16 protein-coding genes are annotated in these 17960 nt (G+C 55.2%); 5 read left to right on the top strand and 11 right to left on the bottom strand.

Annotation, left to right across the window (positions count from 1 at the left end):
* Positions 1-30: 30 nt before the first annotated feature.
* Both M6D89_RS00940 and M6D89_RS00935 read right to left on the bottom strand, forming a co-directional pair.
* A complete protein-coding gene (locus tag M6D89_RS00940; RefSeq protein WP_253966155.1) occupies positions 31-633 on the bottom strand; it encodes an arylesterase in 603 nt (200 codons plus the stop codon).
* Entirely contained in the window at positions 633-2084 is a 1452-nt protein-coding gene (locus M6D89_RS00935; RefSeq protein ID WP_253967676.1) for an AAA family ATPase, read from the bottom strand. The genes M6D89_RS00940 and M6D89_RS00935 overlap by 1 nt, the downstream gene beginning before the upstream one ends.
* Before the next feature lie 143 nt (positions 2085-2227).
* Between M6D89_RS00935 and M6D89_RS00930 the strand changes: the two genes are divergently transcribed.
* Positions 2228-2956 (top strand): transporter substrate-binding domain-containing protein, encoded by a 729-nt coding sequence (locus M6D89_RS00930; protein ID WP_253966154.1) that lies wholly within the window; start codon positions 2228-2230, stop codon positions 2954-2956.
* Positions 2957-3047: 91 nt separating this feature from the next.
* On the top strand, positions 3048-3692 hold the full coding sequence (gene coq7, locus M6D89_RS00925; protein ID WP_253966153.1) for a 2-polyprenyl-3-methyl-6-methoxy-1,4-benzoquinone monooxygenase: 645 nt from the start codon (positions 3048-3050) through the stop codon (positions 3690-3692).
* Positions 3693-3702: 10 nt separating this feature from the next.
* On the opposite strand, the gene M6D89_RS00920 is transcribed toward coq7, so the two are convergent.
* On the bottom strand, positions 3703-4131 hold the full coding sequence (locus M6D89_RS00920; RefSeq protein ID WP_253966152.1) for an OsmC family protein: 429 nt from the start codon (positions 4129-4131) through the stop codon (positions 3703-3705).
* 243 nt (positions 4132-4374) lie between these two features.
* Between M6D89_RS00920 and crp the strand changes: the two genes are divergently transcribed.
* The gene (crp, locus tag M6D89_RS00915) at positions 4375-5010 is read left to right on the top strand and encodes a cAMP-activated global transcriptional regulator CRP (protein WP_253966151.1); all 636 of its coding nucleotides are present in this window, start codon (positions 4375-4377) and stop codon (positions 5008-5010) included.
* A gap of 237 nt (positions 5011-5247) precedes the next feature.
* On the opposite strand, the gene M6D89_RS00910 is transcribed toward crp, so the two are convergent.
* The 6 genes from M6D89_RS00910 to grpE form a co-directional block, all read right to left on the bottom strand.
* Positions 5248-6813, bottom strand: coding sequence for an MFS transporter (locus tag M6D89_RS00910; RefSeq protein ID WP_253966150.1), 1566 nt, complete (start codon positions 6811-6813; stop codon positions 5248-5250).
* Positions 6814-6878: 65 nt separating this feature from the next.
* Positions 6879-8030 (bottom strand): Gfo/Idh/MocA family protein, encoded by a 1152-nt coding sequence (locus M6D89_RS00905; protein WP_253966149.1) that lies wholly within the window; start codon positions 8028-8030, stop codon positions 6879-6881.
* Complete coding sequence (locus tag M6D89_RS00900; RefSeq protein WP_253966148.1) at positions 8030-9091, bottom strand: sugar phosphate isomerase/epimerase family protein; 1062 nt, start codon at positions 9089-9091, stop codon at positions 8030-8032. The genes M6D89_RS00905 and M6D89_RS00900 overlap by 1 nt, the downstream gene beginning before the upstream one ends.
* Before the next feature lie 352 nt (positions 9092-9443).
* Positions 9444-10586, bottom strand: a complete 1143-nt coding sequence (gene dnaJ / locus M6D89_RS00895; protein ID WP_253966147.1) for a molecular chaperone DnaJ — start codon at positions 10584-10586, stop codon at positions 9444-9446.
* Between the two features lie 138 nt (positions 10587-10724).
* Entirely contained in the window at positions 10725-12656 is a 1932-nt protein-coding gene (dnaK, locus tag M6D89_RS00890) for a molecular chaperone DnaK (RefSeq protein ID WP_253966146.1), read from the bottom strand.
* A gap of 189 nt (positions 12657-12845) precedes the next feature.
* A complete protein-coding gene (gene grpE, locus M6D89_RS00885; RefSeq protein ID WP_253966145.1) occupies positions 12846-13406 on the bottom strand; it encodes a nucleotide exchange factor GrpE in 561 nt (186 codons plus the stop codon).
* A 154-nt stretch (positions 13407-13560) separates the two neighbouring features.
* On the opposite strand from grpE, the gene recN reads away from it, so the two are divergent.
* Positions 13561-15234: a DNA repair protein RecN gene (gene recN, locus M6D89_RS00880; protein ID WP_253966144.1), complete on the top strand. Its 1674-nt coding sequence runs from the start codon at positions 13561-13563 to the stop codon at positions 15232-15234.
* Between the two features lie 148 nt (positions 15235-15382).
* Here recN and fur read toward each other — a convergent pair whose 3' ends face one another.
* Positions 15383-15793, bottom strand: coding sequence for a ferric iron uptake transcriptional regulator (gene fur, locus M6D89_RS00875; protein ID WP_253966143.1), 411 nt, complete (start codon positions 15791-15793; stop codon positions 15383-15385).
* 79 nt (positions 15794-15872) lie between these two features.
* On the opposite strand from fur, the gene M6D89_RS00870 reads away from it, so the two are divergent.
* A complete protein-coding gene (locus M6D89_RS00870; RefSeq protein WP_253966142.1) occupies positions 15873-16277 on the top strand; it encodes an outer membrane protein assembly factor BamE in 405 nt (134 codons plus the stop codon).
* Between the two features lie 18 nt (positions 16278-16295).
* Here the strand turns inward: M6D89_RS00870 and M6D89_RS00865 are convergent, their stop codons facing one another.
* The gene (locus M6D89_RS00865; protein ID WP_253966141.1) at positions 16296-17957 is read right to left on the bottom strand and encodes a diguanylate cyclase; all 1662 of its coding nucleotides are present in this window, start codon (positions 17955-17957) and stop codon (positions 16296-16298) included.
* Between the last annotated feature and the right edge of the window lie 3 nt (positions 17958-17960).

Raw genomic sequence — 17960 nt, 5'->3', positions numbered from 1 at the left:
TCTCATCCTATGCTTCCCCACAGTTCGCGCTTAGAGCGCCCCTTTTTCCAGTAACAGTTCCTGCACGGCCTCGGCCATTTGCCGGTAACCGGCACGGTTGGGGTGAACGCGATCAGAACGCAGTTCGCTCTCGCCCAATACATCGGCGACAATATCGTCCAGCAAAGGAAGGGAATTTTGCTCGGCAAGCTCGTGGTAAATAGGCTCTTCGCGCAACAGTAACGAGCGCTTGGGTACGCCGATTAACACCACTTGAATATCCCGCTCGCGGGCCAGATCGATCATCTGCTGCAAATTGCTTTGCATTTGCGTCATGCTTAGGGTGCGAAGGATATCGTTGCCCCCGTGACACAGTAAAAGCAATTGCGGCTGCACCTCATCCAACACCCCCGGCAAGCGGGTCAGCCCCTGGGCAGAAGTCTCGCCCGGAACGCCACGGTTAATAACCTCGCGGCCAATCAATGCAGCCAATTGTTCGGGGTAGCTCTCGCCAGCCGCAGCGCCGGTGCCGCGGGTTAAGCTATCACCAAAAGCGAGAATAACCGCATCGGGCGGTAGATATTCCAGCACCGGACCGCGCGAGCAGGCCGCGAGAAAAATACAGACTGTAAAAAAGGCGACTCGCTTGAGCATTAGGCGGGCACCGTTCTATCGGCGGCCCAGTGGCGCAAGTGGGCAATTTTCTCGGCCATGACCACCGACAGGGGGCTGGTATCTGTACAGGCCTGCAAGAGTTTTTGCTCACATACCTCGGCGCCCTCGGCCCCGGCGGCAAACTGGGCAGCCACCACCGCCTGTTCTATTTCGGCGCCGTTAAAGCCCGCGCTGGCTTCGCTCAGGCGCGCCAAATCAAAGCCGTCGGGGGACATGCCGCGTTTTTGCAGATGAATGGCAAAAATCTCCCGCCGCACTTCGGCATCGGGCAAATCCACAAAAAAGATTTCATCCAACCGCCCTTTGCGAATCAGTTCGGGTGGCAGGCGGCTAATGTCGTTACTGGTAGCAACAACAAAGACACGACTGGGGCGCTCGGCCATCCAGGTGAGCAAGGTGCCCAGCAGCCGCTGCGCGGTGCCATTGTCCGATCCCTCCTGGCTCATGGCTTTTTCGATTTCGTCCATCCACAGCACGCAGGGCGACATGGCATCGGCCAACTGCAGTGCCTCGCGCAGGTTGCGCTCGGTCTCGCCAATGTACTTGTTGTACAGTGCCGCCATATCCAGGCGCAGCAACACCAGTCCCCACATACCGGCTACGGCTTTGGCGGCCAGACTTTTGCCCCCGCCCTGCACCCCCAACAGCAAAATACCTTTGGGCTTATCTTCACCACCATGCTCTTCTACAAAGGCGGCGCGACGTTGCTGCAACCATTGTTTTAAGTTGTGCAAGCCGCCCACATTGGCAAAGTCATCCACGTCGGACTCAAAGCTGACAATGCCCTCTAAGTCCATCAGCTGAAACTTACTCTTGTTAATGCGGGGTAAATCCTCGGCCGAGATCGCGCCGTCATCCCAAATCGCCGCTCGTACCAGGCGCCGCACATCGCTGGTGCTCAGCCCCTGCAAAGTCGCCACCAGTTTTTGCAAGGTGCGATTATCGGTTTTGATCCGTGTATTACCGTTTTTCTGCGACCAGGCTTTTGCCTCTTCGCGCACCAGGTCCAGGATTTTATCGTCACTGGGCAGCGGAATACTGTAGCGTGTCGCGTAGCGCGATAGCTCGGGAGGCAGCTCAAAACGATGACTGACAAAAACCAGCGAATGAGGCACATTCAAATGGTTGAGTGCAATGTCTTTAACCAGGCGGGTAATTTCCGGCTGATTATCCAAAAACGGGTGAAAATCACACAGCAAATAAATGCCCGGCTCGTGGCTGGCCTTGATGTGGCGCAGCAGCTCAATAGGTTCATTCAGTTTGGTTTCGCGAGCGACCAGGCGCGGCCCCTCGTTCAGCTGGGTTAAGCCGTCGGTCAGACTCCAGCGGTGAACCTGGGCAAAACGTTGTCGGGCGACGGCCAGTAAAAGCTCTTCGGCTTTTTTCTCTTCAAAGGTTTCGATAACCACCAACGGAATGCTGGCATCCATGATCTGTTTTATTTCTGAGGTATTTTGCACGTTCGCTCCCCGGTGCTTTTTTGCCAATCCTGCCAGCGTTACACCAAAGCCGCAACTTGACTGACACACAATACCGGTTAGACTTTCGTTTTTACCGTCTATGGGCGCCCCCTGTGCTGCGTACTCTCATATCCCTATGTTGTTTGCTGGTCGGCTTTTCTCCCCTTGCCAGCCTCGCCCAAACCGACTCACAACGCATTGTCTTCACCTGCTCACTACCTACCGAAATACCGGGTATAAAAACGCTAGAAACCTATTACCGTGACGCTTTTGCCAAGCTGGGCTACCAATTTTCAATGACCCACCGCCCCGATAAACGATCACTAGCTGAAGCTCGCTCGGGACAGAGCGACGGGGAATGCGCACGTATACCCGAAACTTTTAGCCAAGCACAGTTAAGCGACTTTGCGCCGGTGGATGTAGTGGTGGGCACTACCACGATAAACCTGTGGGGCCGCCACCCCGATCACCTAGAACCAACCCGGCTTCAACCCGACAACAAAGTCTGCTTTGTGGAAAGCAGCAGCGCCTCGCAGCACTGGCTTGAAGCGTTTCGTCAAAACCACCCCGAAAAGGCTCCTGAAGTCTACGAGATTAACAACTACCAGACCGCGCTTCGCATGCTCGCTTTTGGCCGCCTGGATTATTGTGTCGGCGCTCAGGTGTCTTTCGAAAATGCCGCCCAGCGGAACAGTCTTAGGGGACAGGTTTTTGACAATGGCACGCTCTTTCGCGCCCAGGCCAAACCCTTACTCAACCGCAAACACATGGCTATTGCCCCGGCCTTCGCTCGCGAGCTTCAGGCGATAGTGGATGAGCGAGGTCAATTATCCACCCAATAAGCGCCCACGGGCGCTGAAATCAAACCTCACTCGGCGTATACTTTAACCGTCAACACCGTCCGATGTCGCTAACAGGTTTGAGGAGCTAGCCATGACCGAACGCCGATTTTCCCTTCTGGATCAGCTGATTCTCAAAGCCGATAGAGCGCTGCAAACCTACGCTGGGGGCACGCCTGCCAAAACCCGCCCCTCGCCCGCGCACAATATCCCCGAAGCCGAACTGAGCGAGCAGGAACGCAAACAGGCCGCAGGCTTGATGCGCGTTAACCATTCAGGGGAAGTCTGTGCCCAGGGTTTGTACGAAGGACAGGCGTTAACGGCAAAATTGCCGCAGGTGCGCGAGCAAATGCACGAGGCCGCCGAAGAGGAGGAAGACCACCTGCACTGGTGCCAAAGCCGTATTCACGAATTAAACAGCCACACCAGCTACCTCAACCCATTATGGTACGGCGCCTCTTTCGCCATTGGCGCGGGCGCGGGCCTGATCAGCGACAAAGTCAGCCTGGGCTTTGTCGCCGCCACCGAGCAGCAGGTGTGTAAACATTTGGAATCTCACCTTAAAAAGCTGCCAGTGCAAGACAGTAAATCGCGGGTGGTGGTCGAGCAAATGCTAGAGGATGAAGCCCGCCACGCCCACACCGCCCTGGAGGCTGGCGGCCTGCGTTTTCCCGCTCCGGTTAAAGCGGTGATGACGCTGACCTCAAAGGCGATGACGGTGGCGAGTTTCTATATTTGATTAAAGAGCGTCAGACGTCAGACTGTTCTACTATTTCATAATCGTGGCTAATCTCAACCCCCGCCCCTTCTAACATAATAGAGGCCGAGCAGTATTTAGTCGCTGAAAGCTCCACCGCGCGGGCTACCTGCTTCTCTTTAAGCGACTCGCCGCTGACGACAAAGTGCAGGTGAATTTTAGTAAATACGGCAGGCACTGCATCGGCGCGCTCGGCGGTAATCTCGACCCGGCAGTCGCTGATGTTTTGACGAGTTTTCTTTAATATGCTGATGACATCAAAGTTGGAGCAGCCACCCAACCCCAGCAACAGCATTTCCATCGGGCGCACCCCGGTATTGCGCCCACCGTGATCTTCCGGACCGTCCATCACCACACTGTGGCCACTGCCGGACTCACCCAAAAATTGCGCCCCATCGACCCATTTCACTGTTGCTTGCATGATTCTGCCTCTTTTGTATTGATGCGCTCAAAAGCGGCGCAAAGACTACCACAAAACGAACCCAACAGAGGAGATGTCACATAAATCAACGCACTGCTCATAACAAAATCATTTTAATCTGATAACTCTAATAACCAAGTCACAAAGATAAGAGTATCCAGGTGTCGTCATTTGGCTCCTGACACATTTCGCGGCATAATGAGCCACCTTATTTCTGAATGCACTATTGGTAGGAGCCGCACTTTGGTCGCTGTCTCACTTACACCGCATATTAAAAACGTCGATGAGTTCCTCAATCACTGCCATCGACGCCGCTACCCCGCCAAAAGCACCCTCATTTACGCGGGGGATAAAAGCGATTCTCTGTACTATATCGTCAAGGGTTCAGTCACCGTACTGATCGAAGATGACGAAGGCCGGGAAATGATCGTCGCCTACTTAAACGACGGCGATTTTTTCGGGGAAATGGGTTTGTTCGACACCCAGGACTCCCGCAGCGCCTGGATTCGCGCCAAATCGGAGTGCGAAGTCGCCGAGATCAGTTACAGCAAATTCCAGGAAATCGCCGCCGACCACCCGGAGTTTCTGTTTGCCCTGAGTACCCAGATGGCCCGTCGCCTGCGTAAAACCACCCGCAAGGTGGGTGATCTGGCCTTTTTGGATGTTACCGGCCGCGTCGCCCGCACCCTGCTCGATTTATGCAAAGAGCCGGACGCCATGACCCACCCGGACGGCATGCAAATTAAAATTACCCGTCAGGAAATCGGCCGTATCGTGGGATGCTCGCGAGAAATGGTAGGCCGGGTACTAAAAACTCTGGAAGAGCAGGGTTTGGTAGACGTTAAAGGTAAGACCATGGTGGTGTACGGAACGCGGTAAAAAGCACGGATTGCCTGACGTCGGAGGTCTGATGTCAGACGCTAATAAAAGCCTCGCTTTGGCAGCGGGGCTTTTTTGTGGGCGATTGACGCCCCTACCCCGCAATGGCCCCTACCGTTTCGATGCAACACTCATACACATAAAAAAACGGAAGCCTCACGGCTTCCGTTTTTTATTTTGCCAGCGGCAATTCACTATTAATCCGCCAAGCTCAATCGCCGGATTAATAAGCCGGGCTTAGGACTCCAACTTAACCGCTTTATAACCACCTTGTTTGCGGTCGCGAAGGAACATTAGTCCGAAGAACAGCGCCACAATCAACGCCACCGGCGCTACCCAGCGAAACGCCATACGACCGCCATAGTTATCGGCGGGGCTCAGGATGGCACCGGCCTCGCTGATCAGCGCTTCTTCCTGAGGCAGACCCGAAGAGGTAAGAGCGCGCAGGGCGTTACCAGTCAACGGACCATCCAGCTCGCCGTTTTCACGGTAATAGGTCAAAGCGGCCGCATTGTTCTCGTATACGGTTTGCGCATCCTGTGTGCGGTAGCCCAGCGCCGCCATGGCATCGAGATCACCGGTGGCGGCTTCGGCCTCGGCCACATAACCGGGGAAGCGATCTTCGACCTGCTCCAGAATCTCAATGGTGCGCTGCTGATCCAAAGCGTCAGGCATATAACGGTCGGCGATACCGCCCATCTGGCCCTGCAGCGTACCCGAGGCGCCCATGCCCATGCCGATCATTAACACAATACCGACAGAACCGGCTTTGGGGAAACGCTCGCTCATTAAGCCCACCATGGTGGGGAAGAAGAAGGCCACACCAAACGCAAAAACGGTAGCGGCAAACATCAACTTAAAGGCACCGGTTTCAAACAGCGAGAACAAAATTAAACCCGAACCGGTTAACAGCGCCGCACAAAACAGAATACCCGTCGGGGCCAAACGCTCCACCAGCGGACCGGCAAACAAACGCAGCACCGCCATCAGCCCCGTAAGCCAGGCAAATACCAGCATACCGTCCATACCAGCGTTGGTCAGAACATCGGGAATCCAGCGCATGGGGCCCAGCTCCAGCGACAGGGTGATCATTTTAATCACAATCAGCAGCAGTACCACTGGGTGAGTAATGATGTAGAGCAGGATTTCCTTCACCGGCACACCGGCTTCGGCGGTCTCGGTTTTGGGGAATTTCAGCGGTAACAGCATAATGCCGTAACCGATAATCGGGATGTAGATAATGGCGATATGCGCGGTCCAGTGGCCCAGATCAATACCGCCCACACTGCCGATTTTAAACATCACCCAACCCAGCAGAGAGCCGACCACCATGCCGCCGGGGAAGAAGGCGTGGAAGTGATTGAGCTTAACGGTTTTGCGCTCGGGAAACAGAGCCGCCGTCATCGGGTTGCCCGTTGCCTCGATAAGACCATTACCGATACCGAGCGATATAGCCCCTAAAAACAGCACCCAGTAACCCGATGGACTGCCCGCGTAAAAGTAGGCGGCAAGCAGTAAGGTTACCCCGATCAAGTGACCGAAAAACGCCCCTACAGCGGCGAACTTAAGGCCCACTTTCTCCAAAAAGGGTGCAATGGCAATCAACGACAGCGCCATCCCCCAGAGCACGGCGCCGCCGATGGTGCCTACATCGGCATTGGTCAGAATAAACTCGGACTTTAACTGCCCCAGTATCCCGCCCACCAAGGCGAAAGAGAAAGCAGTCGGAAAGAGCGCCAGACAGGCACCCGCAAACAATCGAGAACGGTGGAGGCCGTTGGCATCCAGTGCGGCATTATTCATAGCAGGTTTTCCTCTTATTTATTGTTAGTGCCTCCGCCCCGCGGGGCGGAGATCTTTACTCAGGTTTAAGGGTTTAAAGGCGTCCAACGGCTGTCCGCCTCGGATGACGCCAGCACTGCGGTAATAAATTTTAAGCCCTCAACACCGGTATCAATACCGGGAATCCAGCTTTCAATATCGACGGTTTTGCCCTCGCGCTTGGCCTGCAGCACCTCAGCCACATCGGTGTAGATAGTGGCAAATGCCTCCAGATAGCCCTCGGGATGGCCGAACGGAATACGAATGCCGCGCACCGCGATGTCGCTGTCCAAGTAATCATCGCGACGGGTAATACGCTGCGCCGGAGCCGCCAGAGGAGTCAACCACAGCTCGTTGGGGTTTTCCTGGGCCCAGGTTAAACCAGCCTTATCCCCAAAAATGCGAATCCGCAGGCCGTTCTCACAGCCGGGAGCCACCTGACTGGTCCAGAGCATACCCTTGGCGCCGTTTTCAAAGCGCATCATCACATGAACATTGTCATCCACCGGGCGACCCGGCACAAACGCGGTCAAATCAGCGCACACCGAGCTGACCTTTTGCCCGCTGATAAAGCGCGCCAACTGGAAAGCGTGAGTGCCGATATCGCCCAGGCAACCGGCGGCGCCGGATCGGGCCGGGTCGGTGCGCCAAGAGGCCTGCTTGTTGTCGTCTGGCTGCGGCTCGGTCATCCACTCTTGCGGGTACTCCACCTGCACCAAGCGGATATTGCCAATATCGCCGCGCTCGACCATTTCGCGGGCGTAGCGCACCAGCGGGTAGCCGCTGTAATTGTGGGTCAGGGCGAAAAAGGCATCGGAGTTTTTGGCGATTTTTTCCAGCTCCAGCGCCTCTTCCAAGGTGCGGGTAACGGGCTTGTCGCAAATAACGTTAATGCCCGCCTCCAGCGCCGCTTTAGCCACCGGAAAGTGCATATGGTTGGGCGTCACAATCGCCACCGCCTCAATGCCATCGTCGCGGGCCGCTTCGTCCTTAAACATCTCTTCATAAGAGCTGTAGGCGCGATCCGGGGCAATCAGTAAATCCTCGGCCGAGGCCTTGGCGTTTTCCGGGTTAGAGGACAGTGCCCCAGCCACCAGCTCGTATTTATCGTCAATGCGCGAGGCAATACGGTGCACGGCGCCAATAAACGCGCCGCGACCACCGCCGACCATGCCCAAACGAATGCGTGGTGCCGCCATTACTTGCCCCCTAAGCCGAGAATTCGGCGGTTGCTGGCTTCGTCGGCTTCGCCACCGGCGAAATCATCAAAGGCTTTATCGGTAATGCGGATAATATGCTCAGAGACAAAGCGTGAACCCTCTTCGGCACCGGCCTCGGGGTGCTTCATGCAGCACTCCCACTCAATCACGGCCCAGCCGTCAAAGTCGTATTGGGTCAACTTGGAGAAGATTTGTTTAAAGTCCACCTGGCCATCGCCCAGCGAGCGGAAGCGACCGGCGCGTTCAACCCAACCTTCGTAACCACCATAAGTGCCCTGCTGGGCCGTGGGGTTAAATTCCGCGTCTTTTACGTGGAACATTTTGATGCGTTCGTGATAGCGATCGATAAACGCCAGATAATCCAGCTGCTGCAGAATAAAGTGGCTGGGATCGTACAAAATATTCGCGCGCGGGTGGTTGTCTACCTCTTTCAAAAAGCGCTCGAAGGTCGCGCCATCGTGCAGGTCTTCACCGGGGTGCAGCTCGTAGCAGACGTTAACATCATGCTCTTCGTACACATCCAAAATAGGCTTCCAGCGTTTGGCCAACTCGGCAAAGCCGGTCTCGACCAAACCCGCAGGGCGCTGTGGCCAGGGGTACACAAAAGGCCACAACAGAGCGCCGGAGAAGCTGGCGACATTTTTCAAACCAAAGTTTTTACTCGCCTTAGCGGCCAGTTTTAACTGATCCACCGCCCAGGCTTGGCGGGCATCGGGGTTACCGTGCAAATGCTCGGGCGCAAAGCCGTCAAACATTTCGTCGTATACCGGGTGAACCGCAACCAGCTGCCCTTGTAAGTGGGTCGCCAGCTCAGTCAACTCCAGCCCATATTTACCCAGGGTATCGGTGACTTCTTTGCAGTAATCCAAATCCTCGGCAGCGCGTTCTAAGTCAAACAGGCGCTTGTCCCAGGAGGGCATTTGAATGCCTTTAAAGCCGAGGCTACCGGCCCATTTGGCAATACTGTCCAGGGAATTAAACGGTGGCTCATCGCCGGCAAACTGCGCTAAAAACAGCGCGGGGCCTTTGATCATCTTCATTGTTATTCTCCATTGGGTCGTGCCAACTCTAATGGAATTGGCTTACTAATGAATGGTTTTATATATAATCTTAATTTTTATATGCAATTACTGTAACGCGTTTAGTAAGCCGTGCCAAGCACGGCGAAATCCCGACGAGTATAGCAAGTAGTCAGATAAACCCCATCCCCCTGAATGCCAGACTTGGCAGAAGTTGGCACTTCTTTACATAGGACGCTGGACGCCCGAGGTCTGACGTCTGATGCTACTCGCGTCCGACTTCAGACGTCAGACATCTAGCCCATCAAAACAAAGCCCCGACACCTATCTAGGCGCCGGGGCTTTCAAAATAACCTATGGGTAAAATCAGACGCTAAATCTTCATATCCCCAAAAAAGTTTTTCATACCGTCGAACCAGCTTTTCTGGCGGGGCGAGTTTTTGCCCTCTTTCATGGTATCGGCGAACTGCTGCAGCAATTCTTTTTGCTTGCTGGTCAGGTTCACCGGGGTCTCCAGCACCACACGGCACATTAAATCCCCCGCCGGGCCGCCGCGTACCGGGGTAACCCCCTTGCCGCGCAGGCGAAAGAGTTTGCCGGTTTGGGTTTCGGCAGGCACTTTAAGCTTAACCCGGCCATCCAGGGTGGGCACTTCAATTTCGCCGCCCAAAGTCGCCTGGACAAAATCAATCGGTACTTCGCAGTAGAGATCGCGGCCATCGCGGGTGAAGATTTCGTGCTCCTGGACATTGATCTGCACGTACAAATCGCCCGCGGGGCCACCTTCCATGCCCGCTTCGCCCTCGCCCGAAAGGCGGATGCGATCGCCGGTATCCACACCCGGGGGTACTTTAACCGACAGGGTTTTGGTCTCTTCCACCCGGCCCTGGCCGTGACAGCTGCCGCAGGGATCAGAAATGACCGTACCCCGGCCATGACAACTGGGACAGGTTTGCTGCACCGAGAAAAAGCCCTGCTGCATGCGCACTTGGCCCACGCCACCACAGGTAGAACAGCCTACAGGCTTGCTACCCGGTTTCGCACCCGAGCCGTCGCAGGTTCCGCAAGCGACCAGCGTCGGTACTTTAATTTGCACCTGAGAACCGCGTACAGCGTCTTCCAGTGACAAGTCCAGGGTGTAACGCAGGTCGGAACCGCGCGAGGGGCCGCCGCGCCGACCGCGACCGCCGCCAGCGGCACCGCCGAAAATATCGCCAAACACATCGCCAAAAATATCGCTGAAGTTGCCAAAACCACCGGCTCCGGCACCGCCGCCCATGCCGCCCTGGCCATCCACACCCGCGTGACCAAATTGATCGTAGGCGGCGCGCTTTTGCTCGTCGGACAGGATTTCGTAGGCTTCGCTCGCCTCTTTAAATTTGTCCTCGGACTCTTTATCGCCCGGGTTGCGGTCCGGATGGTGTTTCATGGCGACCCGGCGGTAGGCTTTTTTTAACTCCTGCGCCGAGGCGTCTTTGGACACCCCCAGTACTTCGTAATAATCGCGTTTTGCCATGTGTTTGTGTTTCCTCAAAAATTGGAAGCCTCAGGGCTTGTTAACAGGCCCTAACAACAAATGCGGGCTAAGGTTGTCCCCGCCCGCATTCGCTGTGAGTTTGGGGCCGACAGGTGTCGGCCAGCGCTAAAGGGACGCTTACTTTTTCTCGTCGTCTTTAACTTCTTCAAACTCGGCATCGACCACGCCGTCGTCAGCGTTTTGCTCGCCTGCAGATGCGCCTTCCGCGCCGCCGGCTTGTTCTTGCTGCTGTTGCTCGGCGTACATCTTCTGAGCCAGCGAACCAGACGCTTCGGTCAGTTTAGTGGTGGCCGCTTCCATCGCGTCAACGTCATCGCCTTTCACCGCTTCTTCGGCTTCGGCAATCGCCGCTTCAATGGCCGACTTCTCTTCGTCGGTGGCTTTGTCGCCCGCCTCTTTCAGAGTTTTTTGCGTCGCCGCAATCAAACCATCCAGCGAGTTGCGCGCGGTGACCAGTTTCTCGAACTTCTTATCCGCTTCGGCATTGGCCTCTGCGTCTTTCACCATTTGCTCGATTTCGTCATCGGACAAGCCCGAAGAGGCCTTAATCACAATAGACTGCTCTTTGCCGGTGGCCTTGTCTTTGGCGCCCACGTTCAAAATACCGTTGGCGTCGATATCAAAGGTCACTTCAATTTGCGGCATGCCGCGCGCTGCGGGTGGAATATCGGCCAGATCAAAACGACCCAGCGACTTGTTCTGCACCGCTTGCTTGCGCTCGCCCTGAACCACGTGAATGGTTACCGCGGTTTGGTTGTCTTCGGCAGTCGAGAACACCTGCGACTTTTTGGTCGGGATGGTGGTGTTTTTCTCGATCAGCGGAGTCGCCACACCGCCCATGGTTTCAATACCCAGGGTCAGCGGAGTCACATCCAACAGCAAGACGTCTTTTACATCACCGGCCAGTACCGCACCCTGAATGGCAGCGCCCATGGCGACGGCCTCGTCGGGGTTCACGTCTTTGCGCGGGTCTTTGCCGAAGAAGTCCGCCACGGCTTTTTGCACCATGGGCATACGGGTTTGACCACCCACCAAAATCACATCGCTGATATCGCTAACCGATACATCGGCGTCTTTGATCGCCATTTTTACCGGCTCCAGCGAGCGGGTTACCAGCTCTTCTACCAGAGACTCCAGCTTGGCGCGCGACAGCTTGACCACCAAGTGCTTAGGACCTGTGTTGTCTGCGGTAATGTAAGGCAGATTCACTTCGGTCTGCTGGCTGGAAGACAGCTCGATCTTGGCTTTTTCCGCCGCTTCTTTTAAGCGCTGCAGAGCCAGCGGATCATTGTGCAGGTCAATGCCCTGCTCTTTTTTGAACTCGTCGGCCAGATAGTCAATCAGGCGCAGGTCAAAGTCCTCACCACCTAAGAAGGTGTCACCGTTGGTCGACAGCACTTCGAACTGATGCTCGCCATCCACATCGGCGATTTCGATAATCGAGATATCGAAAGTACCACCACCTAAGTCGTACACGGCAATGGTGCGGTCACCTTTTTTCTGGTCCATACCGTAAGCCAGAGCGGCCGCGGTGGGCTCGTTGATAATACGCTTAACTTCCAGGCCCGCAATTTTACCGGCGTCTTTGGTCGCCTGACGTTGCGAGTCGTTGAAGTAAGCCGGTACCGTAATCACCGCTTCGGTGACCGCTTCGCCCAGGTAGTCCTCGGCGGTCTTTTTCATCTTCTTCAGCACTTCGGCCGAGATTTGCGGCGGCGCTTTCTTGTCGCCTTTTACCTCAACCCAAGCATCGCCGTTGTCTGCCTCAACAATGGAGTAAGGCACCATTTTGATGTCTTTTTGCACGACATCGTCTTTAAACTTGCGGCCGATCAAACGCTTCACCGCATACAGGGTGTTGTTGGGGTTGGTCACCGCCTGACGCTTAGCGCTCTGACCTACCAGAATTTCGTCGTCGTTGGTAAACGCAACGATGGACGGAGTGGTGCGATCGCCTTCAGAGTTTTCAATAACCTTGGCTTTATCACCTTCAAGCACGGATACACACGAGTTGGTGGTACCCAAGTCAATACCAATAATCTTGCCCATAAAAATAAGTCTCCTAGTGTTGCTGCTGACCGCAACTGGCTCTACTTTTCGTAAAGCAGCGACCTATCCGTCGGTCAGCGTATGTTCATTGTTAAGCCGCCTAGCGGCCCGTTCAGTCGTTAATGCCTATATGGGAACCCGTCGAGAGTTTTCAAGGCCGGTTCCGCAAAAACCTTACACTTTGTGGGCTTAAGCCTTGGCCACTACCACCATAGCCGGGCGCACTAAGCGGCCGTGCAGGGTGTAACCTTTCTGGAACACCTCGAGCACGGTGTTGGGCTCGACATCCGGGTTCTCAATCATGGACATGGCCTGGTGCAGTTCGGGGTTGAACGGCTCGCCTGCAGGGTCTACCGGTTCCACCTTATGCTTGACCAGGGTGTCGATAAACGACTTCAAGGTCAGCTCAATACCTTCCACAATAGCTTTATTAGCTTCGTTTTCGGTATCGATGTTCGCCAGCGCCCGCTCCAGGTTATCCACCACCGGAAGCAAGTCGGCGACTATTTTCTCTTGCCCAAATTTGTGCGCTTTTTCCACATCGGCCTCGGCCCGACGACGCACATTGTGCAACTCGGCCTGAGCGCGCAGGGTTTGCTCCTTGGCGCTTTCCAGCGCTTCGCTCAGCTCTTGAACCTGGGCGCTCTGATCCGAAATCTCCACATCCACGGCCTCTTCTTGCTCGGCCTGCTGCGCCTGCTCGGCTTCCACTTCGGGTTCCACTTGATCTTTGTGCTCTTGCTCTGTCACCTTGACTGCCTCTTACCAATTGGGAAATTATCAGGGGTATGCGGGGGGAGTTGGGGATAACCTTTGGCTTTTCAAGCCCCCGCCGCCATTCTCTGGTATACGCCCAAAAAATACTGTATAAATAACCAGAAAAGAGCCTTGGTCGGAGCCGATTATGCTGACACAACTGAGCGTACAGAATTTCACCCTGGTCGAGCGTCTCGATCTGGACTTTAAAGCGGGTATGACGGTGATTACCGGGGAAACCGGGGCGGGCAAATCAGTCTTGCTGGAGGCCCTGGGGCAAGCCCTGGGGGACCGGGCCGACGCCAGCCGCGTGCGCCACGGCGCCAAACGGGCCGACATTAGCGCCACCTTCGACCTAAGCCAGATTGAACGCGCCCGCACCTGGCTGCAAGAGCATGAATTGGATCAAACCGAACACCCGGCCGAGTGCCTGCTGCGCCGCACGTTAAGCGCCGAAGGGCGCTCTAAGGCTTATATCAACGGTCACCCCGCCACTCTGGCGCAATTAAAGGTGCTGGGCGATATGCTGATGGACATCCACAGCCAGCACGAACATCAATCGCTGCTGGTCAAAGACAACCATCGCCGCCTGCTGGATGAATACGCCGGCCACACGACTCTGGCCGCTCAGGTTAGCACCGCGTTTAAAGCCTGGCGCCACAAGAAAGACTGGCTAAATGAGCGCCTGGCCAACGCCGATGAGCTGAATGAACGCTACCAGCTTATCTCCTACCAGGTGGAAGAGCTGGACCAACTGGCCCTGACCGACGGTGAGCTCGATAGCCTGGAGCAGGAGCAGCGCACTTTAGCCGAGGCAGAAAGCCTGCTGCGCGCTGCCAGCCAGCTGACCGAGCTGGGCAACGATGACGAAATGGGTCTGCAGGTGGGTATTCACCGCGCGTTGCAGCTACTGCGGCCACTCAAAGAAAAGCCCGATACGCTCAAAGAGGCGGAACAGCTACTGGACGAAGCGCAGATCCAAATCCAGGAGGCACTGCGCAGTGTCGAGCACTTTACCGACAGCTTTAGCCTGGACCCTATGCGCCTCGCAGAAATAGACGAACGCTTATCCGCCATTTACGACATTGCCCGCAAGCATCGGGTAGAACCCGGGCAATTACCGCAAATTCACGAGACGCTGGGCCAGGAAGTGCAGGAGCTGGGCGGCGGCGATGAACAGATCGAGGTTCTGGAGCAAGAGGTAAAAGCATTGGAGCAAGACTACCGCGCCCTGTCCCAAAAACTGACCCAAGGCCGCCACAAGGCCGGCTTGGCACTGGCGAAAAAGGTCAACCAGCACCTCAAACAGCTTTCTATGGAGCACGCTCGCCTGACCGTGCAAATGACTGATCGCAGCGATCGCCCCACCCCACATGGCGTGGAAGATATCGAGTTTTTGATCAGCACCAACCCGGGCCAACCGCCTGCCCCCCTGGCCAAGGTCGCCTCCGGGGGCGAACTGTCGCGGGTCAGCTTGGCGATTCAGGTGGTGGCGGCCGAGCACAGCGCTATTCCCAGCTTAGTTTTTGATGAGGTAGATGTGGGCATTGGTGGCGCCACCGCCGATACGGTGGGGCAACTGCTGCGCAAACTCGCGGCGCGGGGACAAATTTTGTGTGTTACCCACCTGGCCCAGGTGGCCAGCAAAGGGCACCAGCACTTGCGAGTAAGCAAAAGCAGCAGCGCGAAAAAAGCCGAAACGGCTCTGGTGGAGCTGTCGAATAATGAAAAGGTAGAGGAGTTAGCGCGAATGCTGGGCGGGGCGGAACTTACCGCAGAATCCCGTGCCCACGCCCAGCAGATGCTGGCGCGGGCGGGGTAAATGAGGTCTGAGGAAAATGTCGCTGATTACAGCTGCAGGCCAAAAGACATAAAGCTCTTTAAGCCTCAGTCATCCGAGGTCGGACATCAGCCCTCAACTGCAGATTCGTCCGACATCGCACATTTTTTTGTCGCCAAGCGCCCCGAAATCAGGACTCTCTGGGTTTAACGTACAAAACCAGCGAGTGATCTTCCAGGTCGTAACCGTGGTCGGCGGCAATTTTCTTCTGCAGCTCTTCAATTTCCTCGTTATGGAACTCAATCACCCGGCCGGTCTCTAAGCACACCATGTGATCGTGGTGCTCGCCGCGCGCGATCTCGAACACTGAGTGTCCGCCATCAAAGTTATGACGAACCACCAAGCCCGCACTTTCAAACTGTGTGAGCACCCGGTAGACAGTGGCTAAACCGACGTCGTCGCCGGCCTCCATTAGCGCTTTATACACATCTTCAGCGCTCATGTGGTGGTCGTCGGCAGATTCCAGCATTTGCAGAATCTTAACCCGTGGCAAAGTGACCTTAAGGCCCGCCTTGCGCAATTCTTGGTTCTCGTCGGCCATTTTTTCGTCTCAGCTCTTCTCAGTGTTTAATGTGATCAGGTATTATCGCCCATTCATTTTAACAAGTGGAACCCCTGTAATGAAAATAATCCATGCGCCCCTTCTTATTCTTGGTAGTCTGTTTTTGCTGGCGGGGTGTCAGTATTTTCAGTTTCCCGGTGTCCACAAAATCAATGTGCAGCAAGGCCACGTAATTACCGAAGAAATGATCGGTCAGCTGGAACCGGGCATGAACAAGCGCCAAGTGCGCTTTATTCTGGGCACCCCTTTGATCGACGATATGTTTAACGATGATCGCTGGGACTATTACTATAGCCTTAAAACCGGTGACGGCCGCTTTTTTAAGCGTACCTTGACGGTATATTTTGACGGCGATACCTACACCCACTACGAGGGCGAAAACCTGCCCGAGCCCACCCCCGAAGACGACGAACTGCCCGAGAACAATCTGGAGCCCGACACGCCAGTTCCCAGCAATAGCTAGGTGAAGACGGCTCAACGGTTAGTCTGACAAATCCGTCTGGGCGGTCACCTCGGTGGCCGCCACTTGGTTACGGCCGGCACTTTTAGCCGCATAAAGGGCTTTATCGGCGATATTCACGGCTTTTTCTCCATCTGTTTTTTGACCATTTACGGTTACCAGCCCCGCGCTTAAGGTCACGTTAAACACTCCTGAGTCACCGGTAAAACCTAGCGCTGCAAAATTCTCGCGAATGCTGTCCAGCAGCGTATACGCCGATTCGGCGTCGCAATCGGGTAGCAGAGCGATAAACTCCTCGCCTCCATAGCGCCCAACACTATCGGTTTTGCGCAACCTCTGACGCAGTAGTTGCGCGAGGGCCCGTATTACCTTGTCCCCAGCCCCATGGCCGTAGGTATCATTGACCTTTTTAAAATAATCCAGATCAATCATTGCCAGACTAACGGGCTTGCCCTGCCTCGCCGCCCGTTCCAGCTCTAAGGCAATTTCCTCTTTGATACGGGCATGCTTGAGCAAGCCGGTTAAGCTGTCTCGATCAATGGCATCACTTAGCTGGCGCGAACGCGCTGCGCGCACCGCCACGGCACTCACCAGACGCATATCGGAAATCGGCTTGGTTAAAAAGTCTTCACCACCATTGCGAATGGCCTGGATTTGCCGATATTCGTCCTGCTCGGCGGATAAATAAGCAATGACCACACGCAACCACTCCGAGTGCAAGCGAATCAATTGCGCCAACTCATAGCCACGGCAATCGGGAAGGTTCAAATCCAGCAACACCACTTCGGGGTGAAACTCTCGCATCACCTGCAGGACTTTTCGCGGATCCTGAATCGTCTCTACCCGCATACCGGCACTTTCTAACAGAAGGCGATAATGATGGGACAAAAGGACGTCATCATCGACAATTAGCACTCGGTAAGGCTCAGCTTGATGCAGTTTTAAATGCGCTTCCAGGCAATCGATAAGCTGCGGAATGTCCAACGGTTTAACAAAATACCCCACCGCACCAGCCCTGACGGCGCCGAGGTAGGCATCAAAATCGTCGCGCCCGGAAATAAACACCACCGGTAGCGGATCGGCCATATTCTCCTGAATTTGCTGAATACTGTCGGGCCCCTGGCGTTGTTCACCGGCAAACATGACATCGACGATTAAAAAGTCAGGGCGTCGTTCAACAATGGCCGGCTCGGCAGTGCTGGGGCTGGTAAAATGCCGCACTCGATAGCCAAAGCTATTTAAGGTGGCGCTGAGTTCTTCGGCCAGACTCGTATCGTCTTCTACTAAATAAATAAGACGATCCACCTCGGGTTCATCGCCTTTAAAACTGGGATAAGAAGTGGGAGATTGCGGCTCGGCCGCCCCCTGTAAAAACTGATCGAGCGCCCGAGCGTGCTTAAGCGCTTTACTGCGCTCTTGTTCGCCGGGAGGTTGTTGCTCCCACCCCTGCAAAAGCAGCTCTAACTCGCGCGCACTTTGGCTTAGCTCAGAGTAACCAAAAGTCCCCGCCGAGCCGGCAAGCTTATGAACTTGCTGCTTCAGGCTTGGCAACACTGTTTCATCGCTCAAGTATTCATTGGCTAGATTAGAGATATGCGCCAACGCCTGCGGGAGTTTCTGTCGATACTCATCCCTTAGCGCCTTCAACTTCTGCGCCACTATTGCTTTTTTATCAGAACTCATACT

Origin of the sequence: Gilvimarinus xylanilyticus, from assembly GCF_024195295.1 — a bacterium.
In the GTDB taxonomy this organism is placed as follows: domain Bacteria; phylum Pseudomonadota; class Gammaproteobacteria; order Pseudomonadales; family Cellvibrionaceae; genus Gilvimarinus; species Gilvimarinus xylanilyticus.
This window is presented reverse-complemented; position numbering and strand designations above follow the sequence as displayed.